The organism is Vibrio jasicida CAIM 1864 = LMG 25398 (assembly GCF_000400365.1).
Lineage (GTDB): Bacteria > Pseudomonadota > Gammaproteobacteria > Enterobacterales > Vibrionaceae > Vibrio > Vibrio jasicida.
On sequence record NZ_BAOG01000044.1, the window covers coordinates 39918 to 64347 of the forward strand.

Annotated in this window: 25 protein-coding genes; 9 read left to right on the plus strand and 16 right to left on the minus strand. The window is 43.3% G+C overall.

Annotated features, from left to right (window positions below; all coding sequences use genetic code 11):
• Positions 1-178: 178 nt before the first annotated feature.
• On the minus strand, positions 179-568 hold the full coding sequence (locus VJL_RS12960; RefSeq protein WP_038878465.1) for a MazG nucleotide pyrophosphohydrolase domain-containing protein: 390 nt from the start codon (positions 566-568) through the stop codon (positions 179-181).
• A gap of 10 nt (positions 569-578) precedes the next feature.
• Positions 579-1067 carry a hypothetical protein gene (locus tag VJL_RS12965; RefSeq protein ID WP_038878468.1) on the minus strand — a complete coding sequence of 163 codons (489 nt, stop codon included), beginning with the start codon at positions 1065-1067 and terminating at the stop codon, positions 579-581.
• Between the two features lie 291 nt (positions 1068-1358).
• Here VJL_RS12965 and gloA point away from each other — a divergent pair, with 291 nt between their 5' ends.
• Both gloA and VJL_RS12975 read left to right on the plus strand, forming a co-directional pair.
• Complete coding sequence (gene gloA / locus VJL_RS12970; RefSeq protein ID WP_038878471.1) at positions 1359-1745, plus strand: lactoylglutathione lyase; 387 nt, start codon at positions 1359-1361, stop codon at positions 1743-1745.
• A gap of 11 nt (positions 1746-1756) precedes the next feature.
• Positions 1757-2857, plus strand: a complete 1101-nt coding sequence (locus VJL_RS12975) for an alkene reductase (protein ID WP_038878474.1) — start codon at positions 1757-1759, stop codon at positions 2855-2857.
• Between the two features lie 103 nt (positions 2858-2960).
• On the opposite strand, the gene VJL_RS12980 is transcribed toward VJL_RS12975, so the two are convergent.
• Both VJL_RS12980 and VJL_RS12985 read right to left on the minus strand, forming a co-directional pair.
• Entirely contained in the window at positions 2961-3236 is a 276-nt protein-coding gene (locus VJL_RS12980) for a hypothetical protein (RefSeq protein ID WP_038878476.1), read from the minus strand.
• A 119-nt stretch (positions 3237-3355) separates the two neighbouring features.
• On the minus strand, positions 3356-4300 hold the full coding sequence (locus VJL_RS12985; protein WP_038878479.1) for a glycosyltransferase family 2 protein: 945 nt from the start codon (positions 4298-4300) through the stop codon (positions 3356-3358).
• A gap of 286 nt (positions 4301-4586) precedes the next feature.
• Between VJL_RS12985 and VJL_RS12990 the strand changes: the two genes are divergently transcribed.
• Positions 4587-5732, plus strand: coding sequence for a glycosyltransferase family 4 protein (locus tag VJL_RS12990; protein ID WP_038878592.1), 1146 nt, complete (start codon positions 4587-4589; stop codon positions 5730-5732).
• A gap of 60 nt (positions 5733-5792) precedes the next feature.
• Positions 5793-7640: an acyltransferase family protein gene (locus VJL_RS12995; protein ID WP_038878481.1), complete on the plus strand. Its 1848-nt coding sequence runs from the start codon at positions 5793-5795 to the stop codon at positions 7638-7640.
• Between the two features lie 83 nt (positions 7641-7723).
• Here the strand turns inward: VJL_RS12995 and VJL_RS13000 are convergent, their stop codons facing one another.
• The gene (locus VJL_RS13000; RefSeq protein ID WP_038867737.1) at positions 7724-8194 is read right to left on the minus strand and encodes an RES family NAD+ phosphorylase; all 471 of its coding nucleotides are present in this window, start codon (positions 8192-8194) and stop codon (positions 7724-7726) included.
• Between the two features lies 1 nt (position 8195).
• Positions 8196-8648: an Xre family toxin-antitoxin system antitoxin gene (locus VJL_RS13005; RefSeq protein ID WP_038867740.1), complete on the minus strand. Its 453-nt coding sequence runs from the start codon at positions 8646-8648 to the stop codon at positions 8196-8198.
• 760 nt (positions 8649-9408) lie between these two features.
• Between VJL_RS13005 and VJL_RS13010 the strand changes: the two genes are divergently transcribed.
• Both VJL_RS13010 and VJL_RS13015 read left to right on the plus strand, forming a co-directional pair.
• A complete protein-coding gene (locus tag VJL_RS13010; RefSeq protein ID WP_038878483.1) occupies positions 9409-10695 on the plus strand; it encodes an outer membrane protein transport protein in 1287 nt (428 codons plus the stop codon).
• A gap of 45 nt (positions 10696-10740) precedes the next feature.
• Entirely contained in the window at positions 10741-13458 is a 2718-nt protein-coding gene (locus tag VJL_RS13015; protein ID WP_038878485.1) for an SO2930 family diheme c-type cytochrome, read from the plus strand.
• A 138-nt stretch (positions 13459-13596) separates the two neighbouring features.
• On the opposite strand, the gene VJL_RS13020 is transcribed toward VJL_RS13015, so the two are convergent.
• The 4 genes from VJL_RS13020 to VJL_RS13035 all read right to left on the minus strand — a co-directional run bounded on the left by VJL_RS13020 (position 13597) and on the right by VJL_RS13035 (position 16644).
• Positions 13597-15009, minus strand: coding sequence for a coniferyl aldehyde dehydrogenase (locus VJL_RS13020; protein WP_038878487.1), 1413 nt, complete (start codon positions 15007-15009; stop codon positions 13597-13599).
• A 127-nt stretch (positions 15010-15136) separates the two neighbouring features.
• Positions 15137-15547: a GNAT family N-acetyltransferase gene (locus VJL_RS13025; RefSeq protein ID WP_038867749.1), complete on the minus strand. Its 411-nt coding sequence runs from the start codon at positions 15545-15547 to the stop codon at positions 15137-15139.
• 65 nt (positions 15548-15612) lie between these two features.
• Complete coding sequence (locus VJL_RS13030; RefSeq protein WP_038878489.1) at positions 15613-16173, minus strand: GNAT family N-acetyltransferase; 561 nt, start codon at positions 16171-16173, stop codon at positions 15613-15615.
• Positions 16174-16191: 18 nt separating this feature from the next.
• On the minus strand, positions 16192-16644 hold the full coding sequence (locus VJL_RS13035) for an NUDIX hydrolase (protein ID WP_038878499.1): 453 nt from the start codon (positions 16642-16644) through the stop codon (positions 16192-16194).
• 150 nt (positions 16645-16794) lie between these two features.
• On the opposite strand from VJL_RS13035, the gene VJL_RS13040 reads away from it, so the two are divergent.
• Positions 16795-17694 carry a DMT family transporter gene (locus VJL_RS13040; protein WP_038878501.1) on the plus strand — a complete coding sequence of 300 codons (900 nt, stop codon included), beginning with the start codon at positions 16795-16797 and terminating at the stop codon, positions 17692-17694.
• Between the two features lie 74 nt (positions 17695-17768).
• On the opposite strand, the gene VJL_RS13045 is transcribed toward VJL_RS13040, so the two are convergent.
• Complete coding sequence (locus VJL_RS13045) at positions 17769-18083, minus strand: DMT family transporter (protein WP_038878504.1); 315 nt, start codon at positions 18081-18083, stop codon at positions 17769-17771.
• Positions 18084-18450: 367 nt separating this feature from the next.
• On the opposite strand from VJL_RS13045, the gene VJL_RS13050 reads away from it, so the two are divergent.
• Positions 18451-19815 (plus strand): endonuclease/exonuclease/phosphatase family protein, encoded by a 1365-nt coding sequence (locus VJL_RS13050; protein ID WP_038878507.1) that lies wholly within the window; start codon positions 18451-18453, stop codon positions 19813-19815.
• 79 nt (positions 19816-19894) lie between these two features.
• Here VJL_RS13050 and VJL_RS13055 read toward each other — a convergent pair whose 3' ends face one another.
• The 5 genes from VJL_RS13055 to VJL_RS13075 form a co-directional block, all read right to left on the minus strand.
• Positions 19895-20434 (minus strand): phosphatase PAP2 family protein, encoded by a 540-nt coding sequence (locus VJL_RS13055; protein WP_038878510.1) that lies wholly within the window; start codon positions 20432-20434, stop codon positions 19895-19897.
• Positions 20435-20797: 363 nt separating this feature from the next.
• Positions 20798-21331 carry a hypothetical protein gene (locus tag VJL_RS13060; protein ID WP_038878513.1) on the minus strand — a complete coding sequence of 178 codons (534 nt, stop codon included), beginning with the start codon at positions 21329-21331 and terminating at the stop codon, positions 20798-20800.
• The gene (locus VJL_RS13065) at positions 21325-21711 is read right to left on the minus strand and encodes an MAPEG family protein (RefSeq protein ID WP_038878517.1); all 387 of its coding nucleotides are present in this window, start codon (positions 21709-21711) and stop codon (positions 21325-21327) included. The genes VJL_RS13060 and VJL_RS13065 overlap by 7 nt, the downstream gene beginning before the upstream one ends.
• Positions 21712-21793: 82 nt before the next feature.
• Positions 21794-22699 (minus strand): EamA family transporter RarD, encoded by a 906-nt coding sequence (rarD, locus tag VJL_RS13070; RefSeq protein ID WP_038878519.1) that lies wholly within the window; start codon positions 22697-22699, stop codon positions 21794-21796.
• Positions 22700-22778: 79 nt separating this feature from the next.
• The gene (locus tag VJL_RS13075; RefSeq protein ID WP_038867766.1) at positions 22779-23501 is read right to left on the minus strand and encodes a sulfite exporter TauE/SafE family protein; all 723 of its coding nucleotides are present in this window, start codon (positions 23499-23501) and stop codon (positions 22779-22781) included.
• A 356-nt stretch (positions 23502-23857) separates the two neighbouring features.
• Here VJL_RS13075 and VJL_RS13080 point away from each other — a divergent pair, with 356 nt between their 5' ends.
• Positions 23858-24391, plus strand: coding sequence for a type II secretion system protein (locus tag VJL_RS13080; protein WP_038878522.1), 534 nt, complete (start codon positions 23858-23860; stop codon positions 24389-24391).
• The last annotated feature ends 39 nt before the right edge of the window (positions 24392-24430 follow it).

A 24430-nucleotide genomic window follows, 5' to 3' on the forward strand; every position in this document is an offset into this window, starting at 1 on the left:
GCGACATTTGAGCAATTTGGATATTTCTTACATGTAGCCTAACCAATCCAAATAACCCATTCCCGGTGGTTCACCTTTTATGATTTGATGTAAAGATCATCCAGTTGTTCAAAAGGGACACCATAGTTTTTGTACTTTTGAATTCTTGACTAAGCGCTTTTAGCAGTAAAATAAGTATTTAGTCAGTTTCATTGTTGTTGCCTCGTTTCGAGTCGAATTCATTCTTCAATTTTGACTTTTGTTCAGCCTTTACTTCTGCCCAACTCTTCCCATTTTCAATGGCAGTCACACGTGCTTGGTATTTTTCAACGGCGCGTTCAATCACAGACCGAGCGTCAATGCCCTGTTCTTTTTCTAAGGCCATCAGAAGATTAAGATAATTCCACAACACGTCTCCCAGTTCGTCCTCTAAAAAGCATGTTCTCCCTTTGACTTCCTCATCTCTCACTTCTTCCAACTCCGAGTATATCGCTTCGAAGTAAGTGACGGAGCCCTGATACCAAGTATTGTTTTCATCGTAGTTTGACTTACGCTGAGCAATCTCAAACAAGGCGGTAAATTTGTCCATTATCTCTCCCCTATTGAGTTTGCTGTTGAATTCGTTCAAGCTCTCGAATGTCGATGAGATCCACTTCTCTTGAGAGAACACGCTTGTAATCGATTAACCTTGTAATATCGATCACTGAAAGCTTCATTCCATTAAAATCACAAATAACATTTGCTGCGTAGTCAATTTCCAGCGTCGCCCACTCTTTGTTTTTTGAGCTAAATATTCGCGTTCCTGGGCTAAGGCCGATTTCAATTTTTTGTTGGCCATAAATAAGCTGTAAGTACTCAAGATCCCAGCCTTCTTCCTGATAGTGCTTAAGTGGCTTACTGATATAAGGCGCAATATGGGGAAGCAATTTTTCAAAATCTTGTTTCTGGATGTACAGATCGATATCCGCAATAGGTCGTGATCCACCGTGCAAATGGGCAGCAAAACCGCCGACGATTTGATAAGTAATCTGGTTAGAATCTAATATCCCTTTTAGCCACGTCATGGCCTTTAACACGGATTGATTCATTTTCCCTCCTAAAATCTATTCCCAATACGTCTGTACGAAGCTATTAGCACTCTAAGTAATCTGATTTGAAAAGAAAAGCCAAACCTATCAGTTAAATACATAGATAAAATGCAATCAATAAATCATTTACGTTAAAAAGCAGTTCAATAAAAATAAATTATAAAAACAATAATCAATGATAATTTTATGTTTCAAAGGCAACCTTATATATTTAGGCTCATAACGTCGCCATTAGGTACTTAGCAATAACAGAAAAGTTAAGCGCCAAGCGAAAACAAAAGAAGGCTATATATGAAATTTCTTCACACTATGATCCGTGTTGCTGATCTTGATAAATCCATTGAGTTCTATACCAAAGTGCTTGGTATGGCTGAACTGAACCGCTTCGAGAACACTGAATACCGTTACACATTAGTTTTTGTGGGTAACGCAAACCAACCAGACGGTGCAACGATCGAACTGACTTACAACTGGGATACAGACAGCTATGATCTCGGAAACGCGTTTGGTCATATGGCTTTAGGTTGTGAAGATATCTATTCGGCATGCGACAAAATCAAAGCACTTGGCGGCAATATCACACGTGAGCCAGGTCCGATGAAAGGCGGCGAAACGCATATCGCTTTCATCAAAGATCCAGATGGTTACCAAATCGAATTGATTCAAACGAGCAAATAACGAGGCTTATTATGAAAGATGTACTGTTCCAACCTCTTCAACTTGGTGCTCTAACCCTTCAAAACCGCATCGTTATGCCGCCAATGACGCGTTCACGTGCTAGTCAACCGGGTAATGCTGCAAATGAGATCATGGCAGAGTATTACGCTCAGCGCGCATCTGCTGGTTTGATTGTCGCGGAGGGCACTCAAATCTCACCAATGGGTCAAGGTTACGCTTGGACTCCTGGTATTTATAGCCAAGAACAAATTGCTGGTTGGAAAAAAGTAACGAATGCCGTTCACGCAAAAGGCGGCGCTATCTTTGCCCAACTTTGGCACGTTGGTCGCGTAACCCACCCTGACAACATCGGTGGTGAACAACCAATTTCTTCTTCCGCATTGAAAGCAGAAAATGTGAAAGTATTCATCGACAATGGTAGCGACGAACCAGGTTTTGTAGATGTTGTCGAGCCACGTGAAATGACCAAAGCAGATATCAAAGCCGTTGTAGAAGAATATCGTCAAGCTGCGCTTAATGCGATTGAAGCAGGTTTTGATGGCATAGAACTGCACGCTGCTAATGGTTACCTTGTTAACCAGTTCATCGATTCAGAAGCCAATAACCGCACAGACGAATATGGTGGTTCCATTGAAAATCGTCTTCGTTTCCTTGGTGACGTTGTCGAAGCGATGATACAAGCTATCGGCGCTGAACGTGTGGGCGTTCGACTTGCTCCATTTACTTCACTCAACGGTACGGTAGATAAAACCCCTGTACAAACGTACACCGCTGCCGCTGCCTTACTTAATGCGCTTAACGTTGTGTACATCCACATTGCAGAAGTAGACTGGGACGACGCGCCAGATACACCTGCTGAATTTAAAACTGCAGTTCGTGAAGCTTACAAAGGCACCATTATTTACGCTGGTCGTTACAACACTGAAAAAGCGGCAGCAGCACTAAAAAGTGGTCTTGCAGATATGGTGGGGTTCGGCCGTCCATTCATCGCAAACCCTGACTTACCGAACCGAATTAAATGCGACTACCCGTTAGCTGCACACGATCCTGCAACCTTGTTTGGTGGAGCCGAGAAAGGCTTACTTGACTACCCAGAATATCAAGCAAGTTAGCGTTTCCGTTCATAAAAATAAAAGAACCCCGCTCTTTAGACGGGGTTCTTTTGTAAGTCGGATCAGCGTGACGTCGAAAAAGAAGCTAAGACTGCCACATTGTTTATCTTCTTTGGCATGTCGTACAACCACGACATGCTGAGCGTGTCGTTTTATCTAATACACTGCGCTGTACTTTGCAGTAAGCATTTTTAAACGCACGACGGGCAGAAAACCAATCGTCCGGCTTGCTCATAATTAAATAACCATTAGACCGCTTTACAAGTTCGATACGGTGTTTGTCTATGAAGCGACTATCAAAACCAATATCAAAGTACTCTAGCGCTTCTTCTATACAGGTAAAGCTAGCAATTTTTGTCTGAATATCGCTTTCACTCATTGACTTATTAATTCTAAATCTTTTGCTAATAACTGAACACTGAGTGTAGTGCGCTTTTCAATTTCAATCTTTGATTTCATACAATGTCTACCCTTATCTCTGCTGCTTAATAGGCTGTATTATTGCTGAGAGGTAGACTTTACATTTGATAGTACCAATTCTCGCCCATCCGCCATTATGCGTCGCAAACGTCGAGACTGAGGGTCTTGAATCAAGGAGCGCACATTAAGTGCTATCGCCTTAGAGTAAGACTTAGCTTCTCGATAATAATCGGCATATCCTTCTAAGATTCTAGCGTTCGCTTTTTTAAAGGCTAAAGGAGAAATATCATAGAATGACGCACTTTCTCGATACGTTTCTAGAATGCCATTCACACAAGCCAGTTGCTGTAATTTACGATTTTTGGTATTCGTGATGGAACCTTGGCGAACCAGATAGCCAGCTTGAATTGAATTCACCACTCCCACTTGGTATTTTTCACAAATTCTTAGCCACAACTCCCAGTCCTCGGCGTAAGGCAATTCTGCTTTGAACAGAGGAAATGCCTCCACCATCTTTGCATCCAGCATAACGGTGGACGTACCGATAATATTATTGGCAATGATCATATCCAATGGTTTGCTAAGCAGTAGTACGTCATCAGTCTCGTCTTGGAGCTGGTTCCAAAACCCAAAACAATCACTAAAGGGTTCATAACGCTCCGAGACATGAACATAGTTACTAAAACTCAGAGCTAATTCAGGATTGCTTTGATGTAAGGCGACCTGCATTTCTAACTTGTTAGGTAGCCAAAAATCATCAGCGTCGAGAAAGGCAATGTACTCACCCGATGCTTCTTTTACTCCCAAGTTTCTCGCCTCAGCCACGCCAACCCCATCGGTGTTAAGGAACCTAAGCCTGTGATCAAGCAGCGACTCAAGATAACGCTGAGTTCGAAGATCACCGCCATCATTAATCACGATAACCTCAAAATTACGGTGCGTTTGATTGAACACGCTTCCAAGCGCTTTGGGGAGATATTCCAAACATTGATAGGTTGGAATAATCACGCTGACTTTATCCATGCCATGATGCCTCTTCACCTGTCAGAACAATTCTGACCGATTAAAAGTAGCAATATCTAGACCATTCTAACTTCGGATTAAATCCTCATAAAAGAACGGTTATACCCAAGCATGAACGGTTTTTCTCAATTAAAGACTTCAAATTGAGAACGCCTTAAACTTCACCGTCATTTTTATTCTCAAAATAGAAATTTATCCCTAATTTATTGATTTTATGTCGATGATTGTTTGGTTTGTTTTTTGCAATTCCCTTCTCGACCGTGAACGAAAAGAAGCGAGCCATAAAATGAAAAAAATCGCGTTTATTACACCTAGCTACCCAGTTTTGAGTGAAACCTTCATTCAAACTGAAGTGGACGCCATTCAGGCATGTGGCCACGACGTGACAGTTTTTACGTTTGAAATCGAACCTTGCGAATCTTTTTTTACTTACGATGTTATCGAAATTGGTAAGAATATTAAGACAGAGGGCCTACAGCACCTTCGCGTTCAGGGGCTGTTCAAAGCATGTCACTTTGCATTCAAACAATCTGGTATTCCGAAGAAGTCGTTAATGGGTACAGGGCTTAAATTAGCATTCCAACTCGCTGAGCAAGGCATTGGTCACGTTCATGCTCACTTTTGTCAGCACACAGCAGCACATGCCATTGTCGCCGCTAAACTGCTCAATATTTCTTGTTCTTTTGTTGCTCACGGGCATGACGTTTATGAGTCTCCGTTTGATGTAAAAGAGAAGATCAACGCCAGCGACTTCGCAGTCGCTGTTTGCGATGACATGTATAACGACTTTCAAAATATGACCAACGGAAACGTAAAATTGCTCCACTGTGGTGTAAAACCTGAGCAATTCACCCCCGAAAAAAAGACAGACTCAGAACAATTACGATTGGTTTTTTTAGGGCGATTCGTTGAGCAAAAAGGTCTGCAATATTTACTTGAGGCGTTGGTCCCTATCGCCAATAAGCTCAATGTCCATCTTGATGTCATAGGCACTGGCCCTATGAAAAAAGAGTTCGTTTCGATGACTAGTGAACTTGGTTTGACTCATTGCGTCTCCTTTTTGGGCGCAAAACCACACAGCTGGGTAAAGGACAATTTACCAAAATACGATTGTCTCGTGGCTCCTTTTTGCTACTCGCGTACTGGCTGCGTCGATACCGGGCCTCTTGTACTCAAAGAGGCAATGGCAGTTGGCACACCAGTGATCACCTCAAACGTCATGGGATGCAAAGAAATCGTCACCGATGAGACTGGATTTTTTGTAAAACAACACAGTGTTGACGACATCACTCAGTGCATTAATGAGTTTGCGGAGCTATCTCTGGAGAAGCGTAAAGAAATGGGCAAACGCGGACGACAACGAGTCCTCAAATACTTTAATGCTTATCGACAAGCTCAAAGGCTATCCCAATGGATAGAACAACCTAATTAAGATCAAGTCATCCCACCCAAGGATGAACAACAAACGTTGGCTACATAAATGGAGAAGATCATGACTTACCGAGCAGAAATAGATGGATTGAGAGCACTAGCGGTCATACTCGTTATCTTATTCCACGCAGACATCGAAGCTTTTGCTGGTGGTTTTGTTGGTGTTGATGTTTTTTTCGTGATCAGTGGTTATCTCATTACTACCATAGTCATCAATGATTTAGACAAAAATCAATTCAGCCTTGCCGATTTTTATGAGCGACGTATCCGCCGTATCTTACCGCTGTTGTTACTGGTTATCGCAGTGAGTTATGTATTGTCTTGGTGGTTATTTCTCCCTCAAGCGCACAAAGAAATCAGTGAATTTTCTGTTTCATCCATTTTGTCCGCTTCTAATGTTTTACTTTATTTGAAGGGTCACAATTACTTTGGTTTAGAGGAGCAGGCCAACCCACTCTTCCACACTTGGAGTCTAGGCGTTGAAGAGCAATATTACATCGTCATTCCATTACTACTGATGTTGCTCGCCCGAAATAAAATCATGTCATACCTTGCCTTCTTTATTGGTGTCTTTTTATTGAGTTTAATGACGATTTGGTATGCGAGTGGCGATCCCGATTTCGCGTTCTATATGATTTTTTCGCGAGCATGGGAACTGGCCGCAGGATCAATGATTGCCCTCATCATGAGAAAAACCAACGTAACACCAAACAATACGCTCGCAGTCATCGGTGTGGTTTTAGTCATGGCTTCAGCCTTGTTATTCGATAAGTCCAAAGATGGTGCGGGCCTTATGTTAATAATTCCTGTCATTGGTACATCGCTGATCATTCTGTTTTCAGCTAACCAAAATACGTGCGGTAAGGTACTTAGCTTAAAATGGATCGTCTTTATCGGTTTAATCAGTTACAGCCTATATCTATGGCATATCCCACTGTTGGTATTTTATCGTTATGTACTAACGGCCGGACAAGAATTCAGCTTCCTTCTTTATGTCGGCATGCTATCAATAATGTCGTACATAACTTGGCGATTTGTCGAGAAACCATTTCGCAGCCGAAGAAAAATCGGCATGAAAACACTCACCGCTTCACTTGTATTGATGACGGTACCCCTGCTTACATTTGGCTTTATTGGGCATACAAGCGGTGGTTTCCCTGACCGAAATGCATTTTTTGAGGCCATGCGTGTCAATAATGGCTACGGATTAGCGTGCAACGGTAATACAAATGTAAACGACGCCTGCTCTTCTTCATCGCAGCCGACAGTCGCGGTTTTAGGAAATAGTCATAGTATGGTATTTGTTCAACAACTAGCACGTGAAACGCCTGCAGGAGTGGTCCAACTTACTCAAGATTCTTGTGCGATTGGCTATATCGACGTGATTCCTGGCGTTAGCGGGCAATCTTGTCACGATTTCTTCACCAACGCAGTCAAAACCATTCAAAACACGCCTTCTATTCGACAGGTCGTCATTTCCTCTAACTTCGGAAAAGAGCTTTCCAGTAAAAACTATCAAGCTTCGCTAACGCAATTATTGAAGGGATTAGAAGACAAAGAGATAGTGGTATTTGGGCCAACACCTTCTGCGCCTTTTGCTATTGGCGAGTGCTTATGGAAAATCCGCTTATTCGGCGGTGAAAAAGGCACAGAGTGCGACTTTGCCCCAAAACAAACCCATCCGAAGAATATTGCGATTCTTGCTCAGTACTTTGAGCAGTTCGAACACGTTGAGTTTGTCGACCTAACTGATTACATATGCCAGAGAGGCAATTGTGTCATGAAGATCGACGCGAATAACGCGATGTATACCGACGCAAGTCATTTGTCCTATAAAGGAGCTGAAGTGGTATTAAGCAGCTACCAAAACGACACGAGCGATAGTCAACAGCTGGCCGCCAAAAACTAACGCATACGCCGCTCACTCAAATTCGGGGTAAAGACCAATAAAAAACGAAAGCTCAACGTTTACCCTATTAAGCGTTGAGCATCTTATTTAAATATTCGTGGATCAAAAGCAAATTCGAGCTTTTCTGCTTTCCTGATGATCTCTTTCATCTTGGGATGGTTTGGATTCACAACATAGTTGTTATCGCGGGGGGAAATGGTTGAGGGTACTTGTAATGCCGCGAACTCTGGATGCGGATCATTTAGAAATTGGTCACCAATGTACTGAGTGGATTCACTGGCGGGTATAGATCGCCAAGCTACCGGCAAGTCTTCTTCATCCAAAGCAGCAATCAGATATTCGGGCATCTCGATACGATACAAATCGTAAAGTCTCGTAATAGCAGGATCGTTATTAACATGGACAAATACTTCTAAAGAACAAAGTGACTCAGACTCCGAAAAATAGAGGGCCTCGGTTCCTTTTGAGTTCCATCGCCCTCCGTAAAGCTTTGCGCCAATCGGACTAAATGGAGATTCGGAAAACTTCTTTTGCGTCAATCGATAGAGCTTCATACTACGAGAATACCCCGTGCTCTAATCGCCCTATCAAGTCTTTAACTATCTCGAAATCGACCGTGGTAGAGACCATGTCGAGTGGGCGTTTTCCTCCTAAACCATAGACGTTTTCTCGCATCCAGCCCAAAGCGCGCTCTTCATCATCAAACAACTCCGTTGCAAGTTTGAGCAGCATTGCTAAACGGTAGATTGCATCGCTCTCTTGCGTATTAAAACGTTCTTCATTTTTTAAACGTCGTTTGATTGTGCTGACAGGGATAAGCGTCACGTGCTGAAATTCGCTTTGAGAGAGCTTTACGCGCTCAACGATATTACGATAAACCTTTGGCTCAAAACCTTTATGAACCGCATCTGTACGACCGGTTTCGGCATCTTCAATGCCCAGCATAAACCAAAAATTTGCCTTAGATGGCAGCTTAGGTTTAAAGCTTTTTAATGTTGCTGTTGCCATCTTGAACTCCTACAGACCAAATGGTCTTATTATTATGGTCCAAATGAGCCAACTTAGCAATCGTATAAAATGCGTTCAAAGTAGGCTTACTCGTATAGATTTGAATTACGCTGTATCTCGATCACTTTTCCATCCCGTTCCACTCTACAGTGGGCAAGATCGTGCGCCCTTTGCTCGATTGATACATCGACAAGCAACCACCCTTTTTCCCTCTCTTCGGCAAAGAGATCGCAGAAACAAAGTGTGATTTAGTAGGTACACCCGAAGACGCTCCTAACAATTCAGCACCATATTGCTTTCTATTCCTTAAGTAAAAGCTCTAATCGTTCATAAAGTTTAGCATCCGATTCAGTGATAAATTGCATCATTTCCGCAAATTCAACTTTTAAGCCTTAAATATCAATTAAACAACCGTTTAAAACGATCGTACTAAAAAATGATTTGTTACAACCCGCTATTTGCTGATACTTAAGCCACACTTTTAACGTGGACATCAAACGCAATCAAGTGCTTTCGTGAAGCTTCTCTACGATACAAATTGAACTTAACTATAACATTTACAGATAGTTATAAGCACATTCATAACCCGTTGGTTATATGAGATGGAAATAACAGATCTTGAAATTCAATGTTACAATTATGTTAATTGTTTTTATGCTTGAGATGAGTGTTTCGTGAATAACCTACTCACCCTCTTTATGGGTACATAAGCACTTTTATTTAAAACGCATCCTAAAAACACATGGAGTTTCAGAGTGATATGAATACAAGGAATGCAAAACTCGCGCTTGCTATAGCGATAGCGCTCAGCTCCCCTAAGTTATACGCTGCGGGGTTTCAGTTATCTGAGCATTCTGCTGCGGGTCTAGGACGAGCCAATGCAGGAGAGGCAGCCATTGCCGATGGCGCATCAGTTGTCGCCCACAACCCTGCTGCGATTACGATGTTTGACTCATACGAGCTTTCTATCGGCGCCGCTTACATCATGCCAGAGGTTCGAGTCACCGGTAATGGTGCGTCAGACGCTTTTAATAATCAGCTAACCAACAATGACGTTGTTGATAATGTGATCGTTCCATCGTTTTATATTGCCGCCCCTATCAACGATTCATGGTCTTGGGGACTTGGTATGTTTACCGACTTTGGCCTTGCCACTGAATATCCTGATGATTATCTAGCGGGCCCAATTGGCGGAGAAACCAGTTTAGAAACCGTCAATTTTAATCCAACTATCGCCTACCGCATCAACGATGAATTCAGTGTTGGTGCTGGAGCAAGCCTTGTCTATGGTAAAGCCAAGCTTACTCGCACCCTTGGAATCCTTGCTGATGCCATCAATGCCGATACCGGCGCTAATTTTACTCGCAGCGACGTCGCGAAATCACTTGATGGTGATGGTTGGGGTTATGGCTTTAATTTAGGCGCGCTGTGGGAGATAAACGAAAAACATCGCTTTGGCTTAAGTTACCGCTCCAAAGTTGATGTAGATTTTGAAGGTGATTATTACTCAGATATTCCAAGCTCGATTTCGATGCCAGGTCAAACAGTGACTGGTGACTTAACCTTAAATTTACCAAGCATCACTGAGTTCTCTGGTTTCCATCAGATTACAGAGCCACTTGCTATTCACTACAGTGTGATGATGACGGGTTGGAATGTATTTGAGGAAATTCGCGCAACCGTCGATGGACAAGAAGTTCTGCAAAAAGATGAGAACTTTGAAAACGCCTTCAAGTATGCGTTAGGGGCAACTTATCAGCTCAACCCTTCTTTCACTCTTCGCGCAGGTATTGCCTACGACGAGACACCTAACGTGAACGATAAGAGCATCAGCTTACCAGATTCCGACCGAATCAATTATAGCTTTGGTGCAACCTACGCTTTCAATCAAAACAGCCGAATCGACTTTGGCTTTACCTTTATCGATGCTGAAGAAGTCACGTTTACCGAGCCACTTGAACCACACGCTCTGCCGGGTGTTGATATTGCCTATCGTTCAGAGGGCGATGCCTACATCTACGGCATCCAATACAACCACTCTTTCTAATTATTCCTGACTGAGTCAATAAAACTAATTACAGGGAAGCAAATCATGCATGGAATAAACAAAACGGTTGTCGCTACGCTAATAAGCTCCACGCTTTTAATTGGTTGTAACAGTGATGATTATGACGAACCGCAATCCTCAAGCGGGTATGAACTGTCTGAATACGGCACACCTGAGTTGTGTGGAAATGGACAAGAATGGGCAAGCGCAGCAGAAGTCACTGCGATTGAAAACCTTGTTGAACTGGCCGAGGACAACAGTGTTGTGACCTTACCTGCTGGCTGTTTTAAAATGAATAACCAGTTAACGGTCGATTCAAAAAACAACCTCATTTTACGCGGTGCAGGTATTGATCAAACTTACCTCGACTTTAGTAATGTTGATGGTAAAGACGGCATCGCAATCAGTGGCGGTTCTAATATCACTGTCTCTGATTTGCAAGTATCAGAAGCGTCAAAAAATGGCATAAAAGCCGATGGTGTTGAAGGTATCATTATTCGCGATGTTGCCGCGGTCTGGCTCGAGGTGCCACGTGCCCGTGATGAAGATGGTAACCTACGTGGTACTTATGGTATCTACCCAGTAAAATCCCAAAACGTATTGATTGAAGACACTTGGAGTTACGGTAGTGCCGATGCTGGTATCTATGTGGGTCAAACCATTGGTGCAGTAATACGTGACAACGTAGCGGAAAAGAACATCGCAGGTATCGAAATTGAAAATAGTTCGAACGTTGATGTCTATGACAACCTCGCTTTAGGCAATACGGGCGGTGTCTTGCTGTTTGACTTACCGGGAGCAACTACGATCGGTCGTTTAATTGATGATGTTCGTATCTTCGATAACGTGATTCGTGACAACAATCTAGAGAACTACGTTGATACCACTTGTCAAAGCGGACTTGGTGGATGTGGCGTAGTTGGTATTGTCCCGCCAGGTACTGGCGTTGTGATCCTATCTGGCCGTAACAGTGAGTTTTATAATAATACCATCTCCAACCATGATTCGATGGCGCTGGCCATGACCAGCTATCTATTGGTCAATGGTGACCCTAATGCCTACAGTCCGCTGAATGGCACATCCGAGGGTAATGCGGTAATGCAGGGTTGGAATCCGGTTCCGACCAATCTGTATTTCCACGACAACACCATTACTAATACAGGCGCAAACCCTAACGGCTCGCTCATTGAAGATATGATTTTAGCTTATACCTTAAATCATCAAGCCTTCCCTGCGTTGTTCTACGATGGCGCGGGTGAATCACTAATTCGCTCCCAAATGTTTGCCCCTTTACGCGATGCTTTAAACGGCATGACAGGAACAACAAACTGGAACTACCTCACGGAGTTTAATGACGCAGAAAGTAATTGCTTAGTCAACAATGGAGCGAGCGTAGGTGTATTGGTTGATAATATGGACCCTACTGCCATTGCTCGCTACGCCGAAGATCCAGCGAATGCCGATTTCTTGTACGAGAATGAGCAATCGACGCTACTAACCGCTGGCTGTGATTCTAAAACGCCATTAGACATCAATACCGTCACGATTAATGGTGTTATTTATGGTTACAATCAAACAGAAGACGGGGCTACTGACCCTGATAATCCAGATACACCAAACGGTATCGTAGGCAACGTGAGTTGTACTGTAGAAAATGTGTCTGGCATAAACTGGGATGCCATTACGCGAGAAAGCGCGACCTACGGTGAAAACTGTGTGAGTCTTTCTCAATACAATCTGTTTGAAGATGCCAAAGATCCAACGCAAAACCTGAACTTGGCTGCATCAGCCAAAGGTACGCTGTATGAGATGAACGTTGAGCTCTTTACCGACTATGCACGCAAATACCGTTTTGTTGTGATGCCAAACGAAGTCTCCGCAAGCTATCGTGAGCAAGAGGTATTCGACTTCCCAGTTGGCACAGTATTGATCAAAACCTTTGCTCTTCCTTCAAGCACCGATAATGCGCGTGGTGAAAACGAGGAGATGATCGAGACTCGCCTGTTGATTCGTCGTGACAGTGGTTGGATTGCCCTACCTTACGTATGGAATGAAGACAAAACAGATGCTTACCTGACGGCAGTCTCTGTTCCGTTTGAACGAAGTGTGGAGCATAACGGTGAAACGCTTAATTTCACTTATGAAGTGCCAAGCCGAAACGAGTGTACCCTGTGTCACAAGGTTGAAGCCGACGTGTCCGACCCCACTGGCAATACGCAACCTAAGGGGTTCTCTCCAATTGGTCCGAAGGCTCGTAACCTCAACAGCGTACAGGACGTTTCTGATAGCTCCCCAGTTAACCAGTTAGTACATTGGGAGACATTAGGACTATTCACAGAAGCCTTGCCAGATACACCTGAGAACTTACCTAAGACCCCTGTTTTTAATACGGAGACTGGTGCAAGTAACCTGACGAATACAGAACTACTGGATTATGCCAAAGCATACTTAGATGTGAACTGTGCGCACTGCCACCGTACCGAAGGTAAAGCTGCAAGCAACCCATTCAAGTTTGAATACTGGCGTGAAGGTATTGGTGAGATGGGCATTTGTGCTCGCGGCATCACCTTCCATAAAGGCCCATCGCCATATGTAATTGTGCCGGGCGACCCAGAAAACTCCGTATTGCACTACCGTATCAATGTCGACAACGGAAACATGATGCCAGAGCTAGGTAGACACGTTGTCCATGATGAAGGAGTTCAGTTGATTGCCGATTGGATTAACTCGATTGATACCACAGGCTGGAGCTGTGTAGAGTAGAGCTATCAAAGGCTACCGAATGTTTAGGTGGCCATTAAGTTACATAGTTTAAGCTGCACGACCGTATATTCTAGCCCCAAACAAAAACCGCCTCACGAGGCGGTTTTCTTATTCCTAAGCGTTCAAACATCAACAACGTTAACGCATAAAGAACTTTTGTAGTGCTTTGATTGCCGTAGCGCGTCGCTCCATCAGCATAGCGACACGAGGAAGCCAAGTTGGCGTAGTTAAGATCGTTTTGGCATGACTAAAAGTTCTAAAGCCTTCCTCGCCATGGTAGTGACCGATACCAGATTCACCAATACCACCAAATGGCGCGTCTTCTGCGCCAACGTGCAAGATGGTGTCATTCACCCCGACACCACCACTGTGGGTATTACGGGTAATATGTTCAATCGTGCGTTTGTCATCCGACATGATGTAGAGCGCAAGTGGGCGTTGATTCTGGTTGATATAGCTGATGACATCTTGCATATCACGGTAAGGCTTAATTGGCATAAGGGGACCAAAAATCTCCTCCTGCATAATAGTCATCTCTTCTGAAACGTTGGTGACCAGATGCGGGTATAATCGTCGGCCTTCTGAACTCGTCTCGGGCACGGTATGTACTTCTGCACCCTTGGCTTTAGCATCTTCCAACACAGCCTTTAAACGGTCGTACTGGCGTTGATTGATGATATGAGTAAAGCCTTGGTCGTTTTGACCTTTTAAGTAAAGCGCATCAAAACGTTGCAAGAAGAGCGCAACAAACTCATTGACTCTTCCCTCCGGTACAAAAGCATAATCTGGAGCAACACAAATTTGCCCCGCATTAATACACTTACCGAACAAAATAGCATCGACCGCTTTATTTAAGTTGGCGTCTTCCGCCACGATAACCGGAGACTTTCCGCCAAGCTCCAATGTAATTGGTGTTAAGTTCTCTGCGGCGGCACGAGCCACTGCACGACCAACATTAGTTGATCCAGTAAACAGCAAGTGATCAAACGGTAACTTGCTGAATGCTTGAGCAACCTCTGCTTCCCCTTCGACAACAATGACATCATCGGGCAATGCTCGACATATCTCAGTGATCACTTTATTTGTCAGTGGCGTAAATTCACTCAGCTTAATCATGACTCGGTTTCCGGCTGCAAGAGCCGTTACCAAAGGGGACAAGCTAAGAATGACCGGGAAATTCCAAGGAGAAATAATGCCAACAACACCAACAGGTTGGTACTCCACCGTAACTTTTGAGGGAGCAAGCAATAAACCAGCATGACGACGGCTTGGTTTACACCATTTGTTGAGGCGCTTTAGGGTGTAGTTGATTTGAGCAACGGTCGGTAGTACATCTGTCATTGCCGTATCAAACTCAGAGCGGTAGCCAAAATCTTCACTCAACGCTTCAACTAAATCTTGTTGGTTATCCAAGATAGTCTGCTTGAGAAGATTAAGCTTTTGCTTTCTGGCGTCTAAGCTCGGGAATGGTTCTGCGTTATACGCCGCTCTGACTTTATCCAACTTCTGCTGTAGTAATTGACCCACTTCGACGTCGACGATCGCGTTCATGTTTATCTCCTTGTGCACCCGATAACGGGCAATGTCGCACTTATGTACAGCTCAACGTTAACACAAGGGCAACATTCTGACTATTAACGCAATAAGGAAGTTAGAGTTCAAACTCAGATTATTTTGCTTAAAGCGCAAGCTTCATTTTGTAGTAAGGAATTTCAGATTTGTAGAAGCGTTCACCCTCAACTTGCATCCCAAACTTTCCATAGAAAACCAGCGCAGATTCCCTCGCATCACACCAAAAATATTCAACGGGTGACAACTGTAAATTCGCTAAAATATATCGAATCAGGGAAGAGCCAATGCTTAATCTTTGAAACTCCGGTAACACCGCAAATTTGCGCAGTCTTGCTTTGTTGTCATCAAGATAGATTGAGGCAATCCCAACCAAAACATCATTCACAAACGCCCCAAAGTGTTCAGCGTCTTCATCACCTTCTACTATGCAATGCTCGATAGCCTTCTGGGGCCACAATACCTTATGGCGAATAGGCATTGCTTCTTGCCAAGTAATGGGACGAATGCTTATTTCCATCGCTCTATTCCTTTGCTATTTGTTCTTTCTTTTATATCGCCACATTTACTTTTAGGCTATGTTTATCAAGCATTAATTTCAGCTAGTTTCAGTTCATAAATGCCTAATCGTTGAGACGGATCCAACGTTTCAAAATCATGATCAACGTATTCTTTCAAAGAGGCTCCCGCTCGTTCCGCTACTTTAATACTCGCGATGTTATCTTCCATACAGTGAAACTGAATCAAGCTCGCGTGCCCTCTTCCCTTCACTAACGGAATGATGACAGAGAGCACTTGATTGACGACACGATGACCACGCCCACTTTCTGCAAGCCAATACCCCACCTCGGTTACGCGTGTCTCTTCGTTCACACCTTTAATACCGAGAACGCCGACAAATTGATTATCCAGTAAAAGCGCAAACCAGTGTGCTTCGCTTACACGACTGTTGATACGTTGAGAAATGTAACGCACGGCTTCGCGTCGATTCTTTACGAACTCTGTCCATGGCAGATAACGAGACAGGCTGTCGCGACTTTTATTGACAACTTCAAGTAACGTATTGGCGTGCTTGGTCATTAATGGCTCTATCGTAATACGTTCAGAAATTTGCAGCGGTTGGCTCGTTTCATACCCTTCGTACATCGTTTTTCCTGTTTGAATCTAGCTCTGTTTAATAAGAGTAAATGGTGTTGGTGCTTTATCTACATAATTTTGCCACACATGATCATAGAGTTGATGCTGGTTAGCAAAAGGAGCAAGTTGCTTTGCCTCTTCTAACGAACACCAACGATAATCGGTATGTTCGTGGTTCAATACCACTTCTTGGTTGGGTTTACAAAACATAACAAAGCAAGGGATGACCATGATTCGGTTCTTGTGGGCTTCATAAAACTGCTCAAGAAAATCCGCACTGTGAAGCTCGACGTCTTCAATTTGTGTTTCTTCCTTGAGCTCTCGAACGATCGTTTGCCAACCAGTTTCCTCTTCTTCGATCCCACCAGCTACATGACACCAATAACCACCTTTGACTCGCTCTAATAACAACATTTTCTTTATGCCGTCGAATTCGGAAATCACAACACCAGATACATGCGTTGCTTGAATAGGAATCATCCCTTTCTCCTTATGTATTTATTATTTCTATATCTGAACGAGACAGTCTACCTTGCTTCAATAAGATCCGGAGCCTTAATCACAAGGTGCTGATCTTTTTGTCAGTCTAGTATGCTAAAGTGCGATCTCCCTCAATAAACGAGCCGTAAGATGCCTAATTCAATCAATTCGATGATTCCCATTGGTGTGCGCTTTATGGTGCTCTCTGCCTTTGGTTTCGCTCTCATGTCAGCCACTGTTAAGCATGTCAGCTTACATGGCATACCTGTATTTGAAATTGTCGCAGCGAGGGCTTTAGTTTCACTCGTGATCAGTTACCTAGATGTAAAACGCAAAGGCATATCAGTTTGGGGCAATAACAAACCCTTGTTGTTTGCGCGAGGCGCGGTTGGCACGATGGCGCTCATGTGTGTGTACTATTCCGTTACGACGCTACCCTTAGCAGAAGCGACCATTTTTCAGTACATACATCCTGTATTTACTGCACTGCTCGCGGTCTTCTTCCTTAAGGAGCGCATTCAGTTTTCGACTCTAATTTGTATTGTGCTGTGTTTATTGGGTGTCTATGTCATGGTCAGTTCGGAAACGGGCCCTAATGCTGAACATGCCCTTCCGATGTTTAGTGTTATGATCGCGATATTAGGTGCATTTGGTAGTTCGATTGCGTACGTGATTGTTCGGAAACTCAGTCAGACAGAAGACAGCTCCGTTATTATTTTCTATTTTCCATTGGTTGCACTTCCAGCATCTATCCTGCTCATCGGAGATCAGTTCGTGATGCCGGATTTGCACTTGACCTTGATGCTCGTTCTCGTTGGTGTATTTACCCAAATTGGCCAACTTGGTTTAACCAAAGCCATGCAAACTCAGGAAGCCGGTAAAGCCTCCGCCTACTCTTATGTCCAAATCATATTCTCAGTACTGCTGGGGATCGTGTTCTTTGGTGAGTTACCGTCCGCTTGGACTTACTTAGGAGGAGCACTGATTGTTACGGGCGCGCTTATCAACGTATTTGGACAACACTTAAAGTTGCCATTTATGAAACGCTAACAAGGCAAGAACCTGCTTTAAAATGCGAAAAGCCAGAGTCTGACTCTGGCTTTTACTTATCAATGATTGAGAACTTAAGCCGCAAACTTTAAGCCTGCAATACCAGCAATAATCAACAGTAAGCTTATGAGCTTGACCAATGTCGCTGGCTCATTAAATAAATAGATACTGGCAATCGCCGTTCCTATCGCACCAATGCCCACCCAAACACCATAAGCAACACCAAGTGGTAACGTTCTAAGCGCAATACCAAGCAACCAAAAGCTTAACGCCATAAAACCGATGGTGAATACTGATGCGCCAAGTTTGCAGAAGCCTTCAGAATATTTAAGCCCAACAGCCCATGCGACTTCGCATAGACCCGCAAGAAAAAGAATTGCCCAAGCCATTGAGAGATCCCTAACAAATGGGGCCGTCCCCGATAGTGATGAGAGCGGTGAGGTCGTCCTCACTTCTGGTACGTGCGTAGTATAAAGAAAAACGTCTCTCACCTAAACTCAGTTTGTATGCGCACAAAATCCACTTCATTCAATCAATTAACGCTATAAATCCATTCCAATTAAATAAAATAGACATCGTTATTTAACAGATTGTATATAACCTTCTACTGTTGAAAATGATGCACTTATTGCATTAATCACACAAAACCTGATCATTAGTGCAACTACGCAATCGTTTGTGTGACAAAGATCGCTTACAAAAGCTACTGATAACTTTAGTATTTGCGCGAACCCAATTATAAGGTATTGCATACTAATGAAATACATCAAAACCCCTTTAGCTCTCCTAATCGGCGCTGCGTTACTTACTGGCTGCAACGACGACACTGAATACGTAGATGTTCAACCTAAAGAAGTAAAGATCGCCACTTATAACCTCTCTTTTGATCGTAGTACTTTTGAAGACCTCGTTGCAGAAATGCAAGTTGAACCAGCAAAGCAAACTGAGCTGGTAACGGCTTACCTTGACGGCACAATCGCCGACGAAGATAAAACAATGGCTGAGAAAGTCATTCAAATTCGTAACGTCGCAGCCATCATTCAAAAAAACCGACCTGATGTTCTGATGATGGCGGAATTCAATAATGATGGAACTGGAGAAGATAAAGTCGCACTGGAAGGTTTCCAGAAAAACTACCTATCTATCGCACAAAGCCTTGAAGGCGCCGGTGGCGAAGCTAACCTTGAGCCTATTGAGTATCCTTATGCGGAATCTTACTCAACCAACACAGGCTTAAACAGTGGCCTTGACCTAGATAACAATGGCACTGCAGGCCAACTTCCTGGCGATGCATGGGGCTTTGGTTTCTATCATGGTCAATACGCATTTGCACTGATGTCTAAATACAAAATTGACACAGAAAACACACGAACTTTCCAAGAGTTCAAGTGGAAAGACATGGAAGGGGCAGAAATCCCAACCATCACTATCTGTGACGGTTCACAAACGATCCCTGATGGCATGGCCTGTGGTGACGATTGGTACACAGCAGAAGAGTGGGATGTTGTTCGTCTGTCCTCTAAAAACCACGTAGATGCACCGATTATTATCCCAACAGAAAAAGGCGACGAAGTTGTACATCTTTTGATGTCTCACCCTACTCCACCGGTATTCGATCCAGGTAAAAACAAAGTTCAAAACGGTGCAGAAGTTGAGTTCTGGCATCACTATGTACAAGGTAAAGAATACTTCTACGATGATGCAGGCAACAAAGGTGGCTTAGCTGAAGGTGCGAAGTTTGTGATGATGGGTGACCAAAACCTTGACCCATTGGATGGCGATGGCTTTAGTGAAATCATGCAAGACTTCCACAATGATCCGTTGGTAAACCAAGATGTGATGAATGGCGAGCTTTACCCAACAAGCTATGGTGCAGCCGAGCACGCGGTAGACAAAAACTCAACACACCCAATTCCAAACCGCATTACGTCTACATTCGGTCTTGGTGTTGACTATGCGATGCCATCAGCGAACCTAAATGTGGCTGATTCTGGTGTTTACTGGGCAGCATCATATGAAGAAGGTCGCAAGCTGTTTAACGACGACCGTATCGGTAAGTACGGCAATGGCAAAGATGTCTCTTCAGACCACCGTATGATTTGGATTAAGGCCCAGTTCTAAAAACTGCACTTAGAAACGAAAAGTCATAATACAGGAGCCTCGGGTATGCCGAGGCTCTTTTGATCGTGCTCGTACAAAATTACCAATGATAAGTCAGCGATACACCAACGTCTTCACTCGTCACCCATGGGACAAGCTGCACATTTTCATCATAAGCATCAGTGAAGACATACGCGCTCAACGTACCTAAAGCTGCACCAGCAAGAACATCACGCCAATAATGTTTTTTGGCCTCCACACGCCCTACACCCACCAGTGCTGCAACACCATATGCAGGTAAACCAGCTTCCCAACCATAACGCAAATAAAGGTTTGTTGCCGAAGCAAAAGCGTTAGCCGTATGGTTGGATGGGAAACTGTCGTTACCACTTTTATCCGGACGTTCTGCATCTATAGTGGTTTTACCGATCAAACCGATGCCTGAAGCAGCACCAATGCTGAACCCCGCTTGCCAAAAGCCTTCCCAATCCCCTTTGTAAGCAGGGACGGCCGCTGCGGTAGCAACCAGGCCATACGCACCAATGTCAGTCAGAATATCCCAATCTTTTTCACTCATTGCATACACAGACTGAGACCCCATTATGGAGGCCACACCAACCAAACGTACAATTTTCTTCATTAATACAACCAATTATGATTCAACTCGGGCGAAAACTATCACAGCTATCGCGACTCTTCGACCCGAAACTGTAACAATTCATCCGTGAATTGATTGTGAAAAAAAAAGCCAACCACAAAAGATGTGATTGGCTATATATACTTGTGAACAATCTAGTTCACTAACAACGTCAGTTGGCTAGGTGACCCTCGGCTTAAAGGGTCACTCTAACTCAAGCATTAGATGTGCCAATTTTCAGTTACAACTTAACCAATTGATATTCAACTAATATCAATTAATCACCATGAATAATAATCCATTGAGCATTACTGAGAATGCAATATGCGAACGTATTTTCGCAAATAGCAACCAATAAGGAAAAATTCAGGGGTTACGAGCCAAATCTCTCGCTAAAATTAACGCCAAACCAAACACTTGAAGAAACAAGCCAATACTTTTATACCAAGCCATGTTTTCCTCCAACTCTGACATCACTTCACTGATCTCCAAGTTTTCAAGGTAATAGCCATCAATTCTATTTCGATCGTTACCTTGAGCGTGATTAATTTCTGCCATCAGAGTTGGAAGTTGAGTGATTTCGATTGGACTGACCTTTTCACCAGTCCAAGCAGACAAATGCGCTCTGAGTACGTTGTTCATTTCTTCGGAGACACTCTGGCTTTGAGCTAAATGTAAATGCAATAACAGCACTTCCCGTTTTCGCTCTAGCGTTTCAACCCTGTTCCAAGCAAGTTGAATCGAATAAAGATTATCAGCTTTTTGATCAGCAAGAAGGCTTGTCTCTTTTCCAAGTTTATCCAACACCACACTGGTTAAGATAATTGCTGCTATGTTCAGTACTAAGCCAACCAGAACAAGCAGCCAAGCTGGGGGTAAATACGTTGATTTTTTTACCATAAGTGATCGTAGGGCAAGTAGATTAAGTTAAGTGCAACTAAACCAATCATAGTCAAGAAGGTTAACTTCATCCCGGTAACACGACCTTTCAGCTCTTCTCCAAGTATCCCTTTTGCATGAATGACGCGGCCAATGACGAACGTGATACCAGCAAGATGTATCCACCAGACTGGGGCGCTATTGTATTCAAGTAATGCCATGAGAATGAGGGTGATGGGAATATATTCGCTTGCATTACTTTGCGCACTGCGAGCAATTTGAAGCGCTTCAACGCCCCCGTCAGCATAAGCAATTTTGTTACTTCGTCTTTGTTTGATGACTTGAAAAGCAAGCCAGATGAGCAGTAATGTGAGGACAGAAGCGTAGAGAGCGGTAATCATGACAATTCCTTCTTTAGAGTTCATTATGGGTTAACTATATATTAAATATAAGCTAGCCCTATGAATCTAAAGAAGGAATCAATTAAAGTGAGTGGTCGGCAAGCTTTTTGCGCTTGGCAAGTTTGGCGATCCCTTCAAAGATAGTAAATAGCAGCCCTACCCAAATAAATGCAAATGTCACGGCTTTTACGCTATCGAATACTTCTCCAAAAAATACAACGGCTAAAACAAACTGTAAACTCGGCTCGATGTATTGCATTAAACCAACCGTTGATAAGTTAGTAATACGAATAGCAATGGAGTAGAAAATTAACGGTAATAGCGTAACCGGAGCACTCCCCAAATAGAGCATAAATGTTGTTACATCAACCGTTGATGCTAGCTGACCAAAGCTCCACTGTTTAATAAATAAATACGTTAAGGCAAACGGTGTTAACACAATGGCTTCGACAAAAAGCGTTGTACTCCAATCATAATTGATCTTTTTCTTGAATAAGCCATAGAGTGAAAAGAACAACCCCATCGTCAACGCAACTAAAGGTAACTGACCATATTGAATCACCTGGTAGATAACACCAATTGATGCCAGTAATATCGCAATAAACTGCCCTTTTGAAAGCTTATCTCCTAAGACAAACACCCCAAGGGCCACTGAGACAAGCGGACCTATAAAAAAGCCTAAGCTAGCATCAATAACACGGTTATTCGTTAACGCCCACGTAAACGCCACCCAGGATATACACATCAAACTACTGGCAACAAACGTATACCATAGTGATTTTTTATCTTGCCAAATTGCCGTCCATTTAGGCCAATGGCGGGTGATCGCCAAAACCATAATAAAACCAACCGGAACTGAACCAATAATGCGCAGTGCCAATAGTTCATCCATTGAAGCATTAGGTAAAAAACGATAGTAAATAGGCAGTAATCCCCAGATTACAAAGGACAACGCTGCCATGAAATTGCCGTAACGACTGTTGTTCATAACTAACTCGACAAAGAAAAGTGACACGATTCTATAGTGAGAACGCGTTTTGTAAAGCGAATTTGACCTTCTAGGATAACTACAAAGAGAGACCTTGGATCACCGCAGTAATACCACTAACAAAGCACAGTGTGAGAGCGCCAAAACGAATCTTTTCTTTTGGTAAAGACTGCGTTGTTTTTACCGCTAACCAGTAACCAAGTGCTGCCGCTGGTAGCAAGGGCAAAGTAATCACCAGATGATGTAAGTTAAAGAAACCCACAGGGATCTGAACAATCAAAGAGATAATAGAACTGAACACAAAAAACGCTGACAGGTTACCACGTAACTGATTTGCTTCTTGATGTTGCAATAAAAGCGCCATTGGTGGTCCACCAATAGCAGAACTCGTACCAAATAAACCAGAAAAGAATCCAGCAAAAGTCATACGACCTGGCGTAGGTTCAATACGAAATGGCAACACGCTGACGGAAACGGCAAACAGAACCAAAAAGCCAATCCATAAAGTTAATGCTTCTGTCGAAACGAAAAACAGTAAGACGCCACCAGCAATTGATCCGGGAACACGTCCAATCAGTGCCATCTTTAAACCGCCAATTTCGACGCTGCTTCTGTGCTTCATCGCATTCATTAACGAGATAAACAATGCGACCAAACAGATAGGCGCAGGCACATACTCTGGAGCCCAGAGAATGAGTAGTGGCGCGGCGACAATAGCAAGGCCAAATCCAATCGCGGTTTGAACGTAAGAGCCTAAGAAGATCAGCCCCATAGCAAGCAAGTTTGTAGAATCGAATTCCATCGATGTCATTCTTATATTTGATTTTATGATTAGAAAGCAGAATGAATATCAGATAGTAATAATTCCCCCACTCTCGCCCTGCGTAGGATTCATCAAAGCGCACTAAAACACAATCAAAATGTGTCAACATTTGAACTTCTTAGTCTCAGTTTCTACGACTTTACAATTCATACAGATTTGCAACGCTAGATTTACGATTTCCACACTATCCAGCACAAATAAACGGAACTATAATCACACTCCATTTTAGAGTGGATGTACCATATAAATTCACCATTTATGGAAATTAATAGTCTATAGCACCATATAAATTAAAAACATTAGACTATCGTATCAACCTAATTAAAAGATGATTTATGAAAAGAAAATCAGGTTTTACTTTAATTGAGCTTGTTGTTGTTATCGTTATCCTTGGTATTTTGGCTGTCACCGCTGCTCCGCGCTTTTTAAACATTCAAGACGATGCTCGTGAAGCTCGCTTGGAAGGGATGAAAGGTGCGATAGCTTCTGGCCTAGGCGTCGGGTATGCAAAACTAGCAACTACAGGGCAAGAGCACCTTGCCTATGTTTCAAACAAAAACACACACGGCAAAACACCAATGCAAGCACTGCCTTTCGATGGTTGTGAGCTAAATGGCTCGAAGTACTGTGTATTTCTTTACGGCTACCCAGATGCGGACAATGATAGCCTTCCATTATTAGTTCAGGGAATTGATGGTTCGGACTCAGATTGGAAGATTATCCGACATCCATCGGGTTCAAGTACACGTGAAATGGTTATTGCTGCAGCAGATGAACCCCGCGCTAGCCTTACTCAATGTGGCATTTTATATGGACCGCCAGAATCAGAGAATGAGAGCTACACGCTAGAGATTCTTCCTTGTCCTTAATAAAACAAAAGGCTGCCAAATTGGCAGCCTTTTTGTTCA

Coding starts and splice junctions, on each gene's coding strand:
- VJL_RS13045 (WP_038878504.1), bottom strand. CDS start 18,083: ATGGCTTGGGCAATTCTTTTTCTTGCGGGTCTATGCGAAGTCGCATGG.
- VJL_RS12985 (WP_038878479.1), bottom strand. CDS start 4,300: ATGGATAAAGTCAGCGTGATTATTCCAACCTATCAATGTTTGGAATAT.
- VJL_RS13000 (WP_038867737.1), bottom strand. CDS start 8,194: ATGAAGCTCTATCGATTGACGCAAAAGAAGTTTTCCGAATCTCCATTT.
- VJL_RS12965 (WP_038878468.1), bottom strand. CDS start 1,067: ATGAATCAATCCGTGTTAAAGGCCATGACGTGGCTAAAAGGGATATTA.
- VJL_RS13065 (WP_038878517.1), bottom strand. CDS start 21,711: ATGATTACCGCTCTCTACGCTTCTGTCCTCACATTACTGCTCATCTGG.
- VJL_RS13075 (WP_038867766.1), bottom strand. CDS start 23,501: ATGGAATTCGATTCTACAAACTTGCTTGCTATGGGGCTGATCTTCTTA.
- rarD (WP_038878519.1), bottom strand. CDS start 22,699: ATGAACAACAGTCGTTACGGCAATTTCATGGCAGCGTTGTCCTTTGTA.
- gloA (WP_038878471.1), top strand. CDS start 1,359: ATGAAATTTCTTCACACTATGATCCGTGTTGCTGATCTTGATAAATCC.
- VJL_RS12995 (WP_038878481.1), top strand. CDS start 5,793: ATGACTTACCGAGCAGAAATAGATGGATTGAGAGCACTAGCGGTCATA.
- VJL_RS13060 (WP_038878513.1), bottom strand. CDS start 21,331: ATGGTAAAAAAATCAACGTATTTACCCCCAGCTTGGCTGCTTGTTCTG.
- VJL_RS12980 (WP_038878476.1), bottom strand. CDS start 3,236: ATGAGTGAAAGCGATATTCAGACAAAAATTGCTAGCTTTACCTGTATA.
- VJL_RS13080 (WP_038878522.1), top strand. CDS start 23,858: ATGAAAAGAAAATCAGGTTTTACTTTAATTGAGCTTGTTGTTGTTATC.
- VJL_RS13020 (WP_038878487.1), bottom strand. CDS start 15,009: ATGAACGCGATCGTCGACGTCGAAGTGGGTCAATTACTACAGCAGAAG.
- VJL_RS13030 (WP_038878489.1), bottom strand. CDS start 16,173: ATGTACGAAGGGTATGAAACGAGCCAACCGCTGCAAATTTCTGAACGT.
- VJL_RS13005 (WP_038867740.1), bottom strand. CDS start 8,648: ATGGCAACAGCAACATTAAAAAGCTTTAAACCTAAGCTGCCATCTAAG.
- VJL_RS12960 (WP_038878465.1), bottom strand. CDS start 568: ATGGACAAATTTACCGCCTTGTTTGAGATTGCTCAGCGTAAGTCAAAC.
- VJL_RS13050 (WP_038878507.1), top strand. CDS start 18,451: ATGAAATACATCAAAACCCCTTTAGCTCTCCTAATCGGCGCTGCGTTA.
- VJL_RS12975 (WP_038878474.1), top strand. CDS start 1,757: ATGAAAGATGTACTGTTCCAACCTCTTCAACTTGGTGCTCTAACCCTT.
- VJL_RS13035 (WP_038878499.1), bottom strand. CDS start 16,644: ATGATTCCTATTCAAGCAACGCATGTATCTGGTGTTGTGATTTCCGAA.
- VJL_RS13015 (WP_038878485.1), top strand. CDS start 10,741: ATGCATGGAATAAACAAAACGGTTGTCGCTACGCTAATAAGCTCCACG.
- VJL_RS13025 (WP_038867749.1), bottom strand. CDS start 15,547: ATGGAAATAAGCATTCGTCCCATTACTTGGCAAGAAGCAATGCCTATT.
- VJL_RS13010 (WP_038878483.1), top strand. CDS start 9,409: ATGAATACAAGGAATGCAAAACTCGCGCTTGCTATAGCGATAGCGCTC.
- VJL_RS13040 (WP_038878501.1), top strand. CDS start 16,795: ATGCCTAATTCAATCAATTCGATGATTCCCATTGGTGTGCGCTTTATG.
- VJL_RS13055 (WP_038878510.1), bottom strand. CDS start 20,434: ATGAAGAAAATTGTACGTTTGGTTGGTGTGGCCTCCATAATGGGGTCT.
- VJL_RS12990 (WP_038878592.1), top strand. CDS start 4,587: ATGAAAAAAATCGCGTTTATTACACCTAGCTACCCAGTTTTGAGTGAA.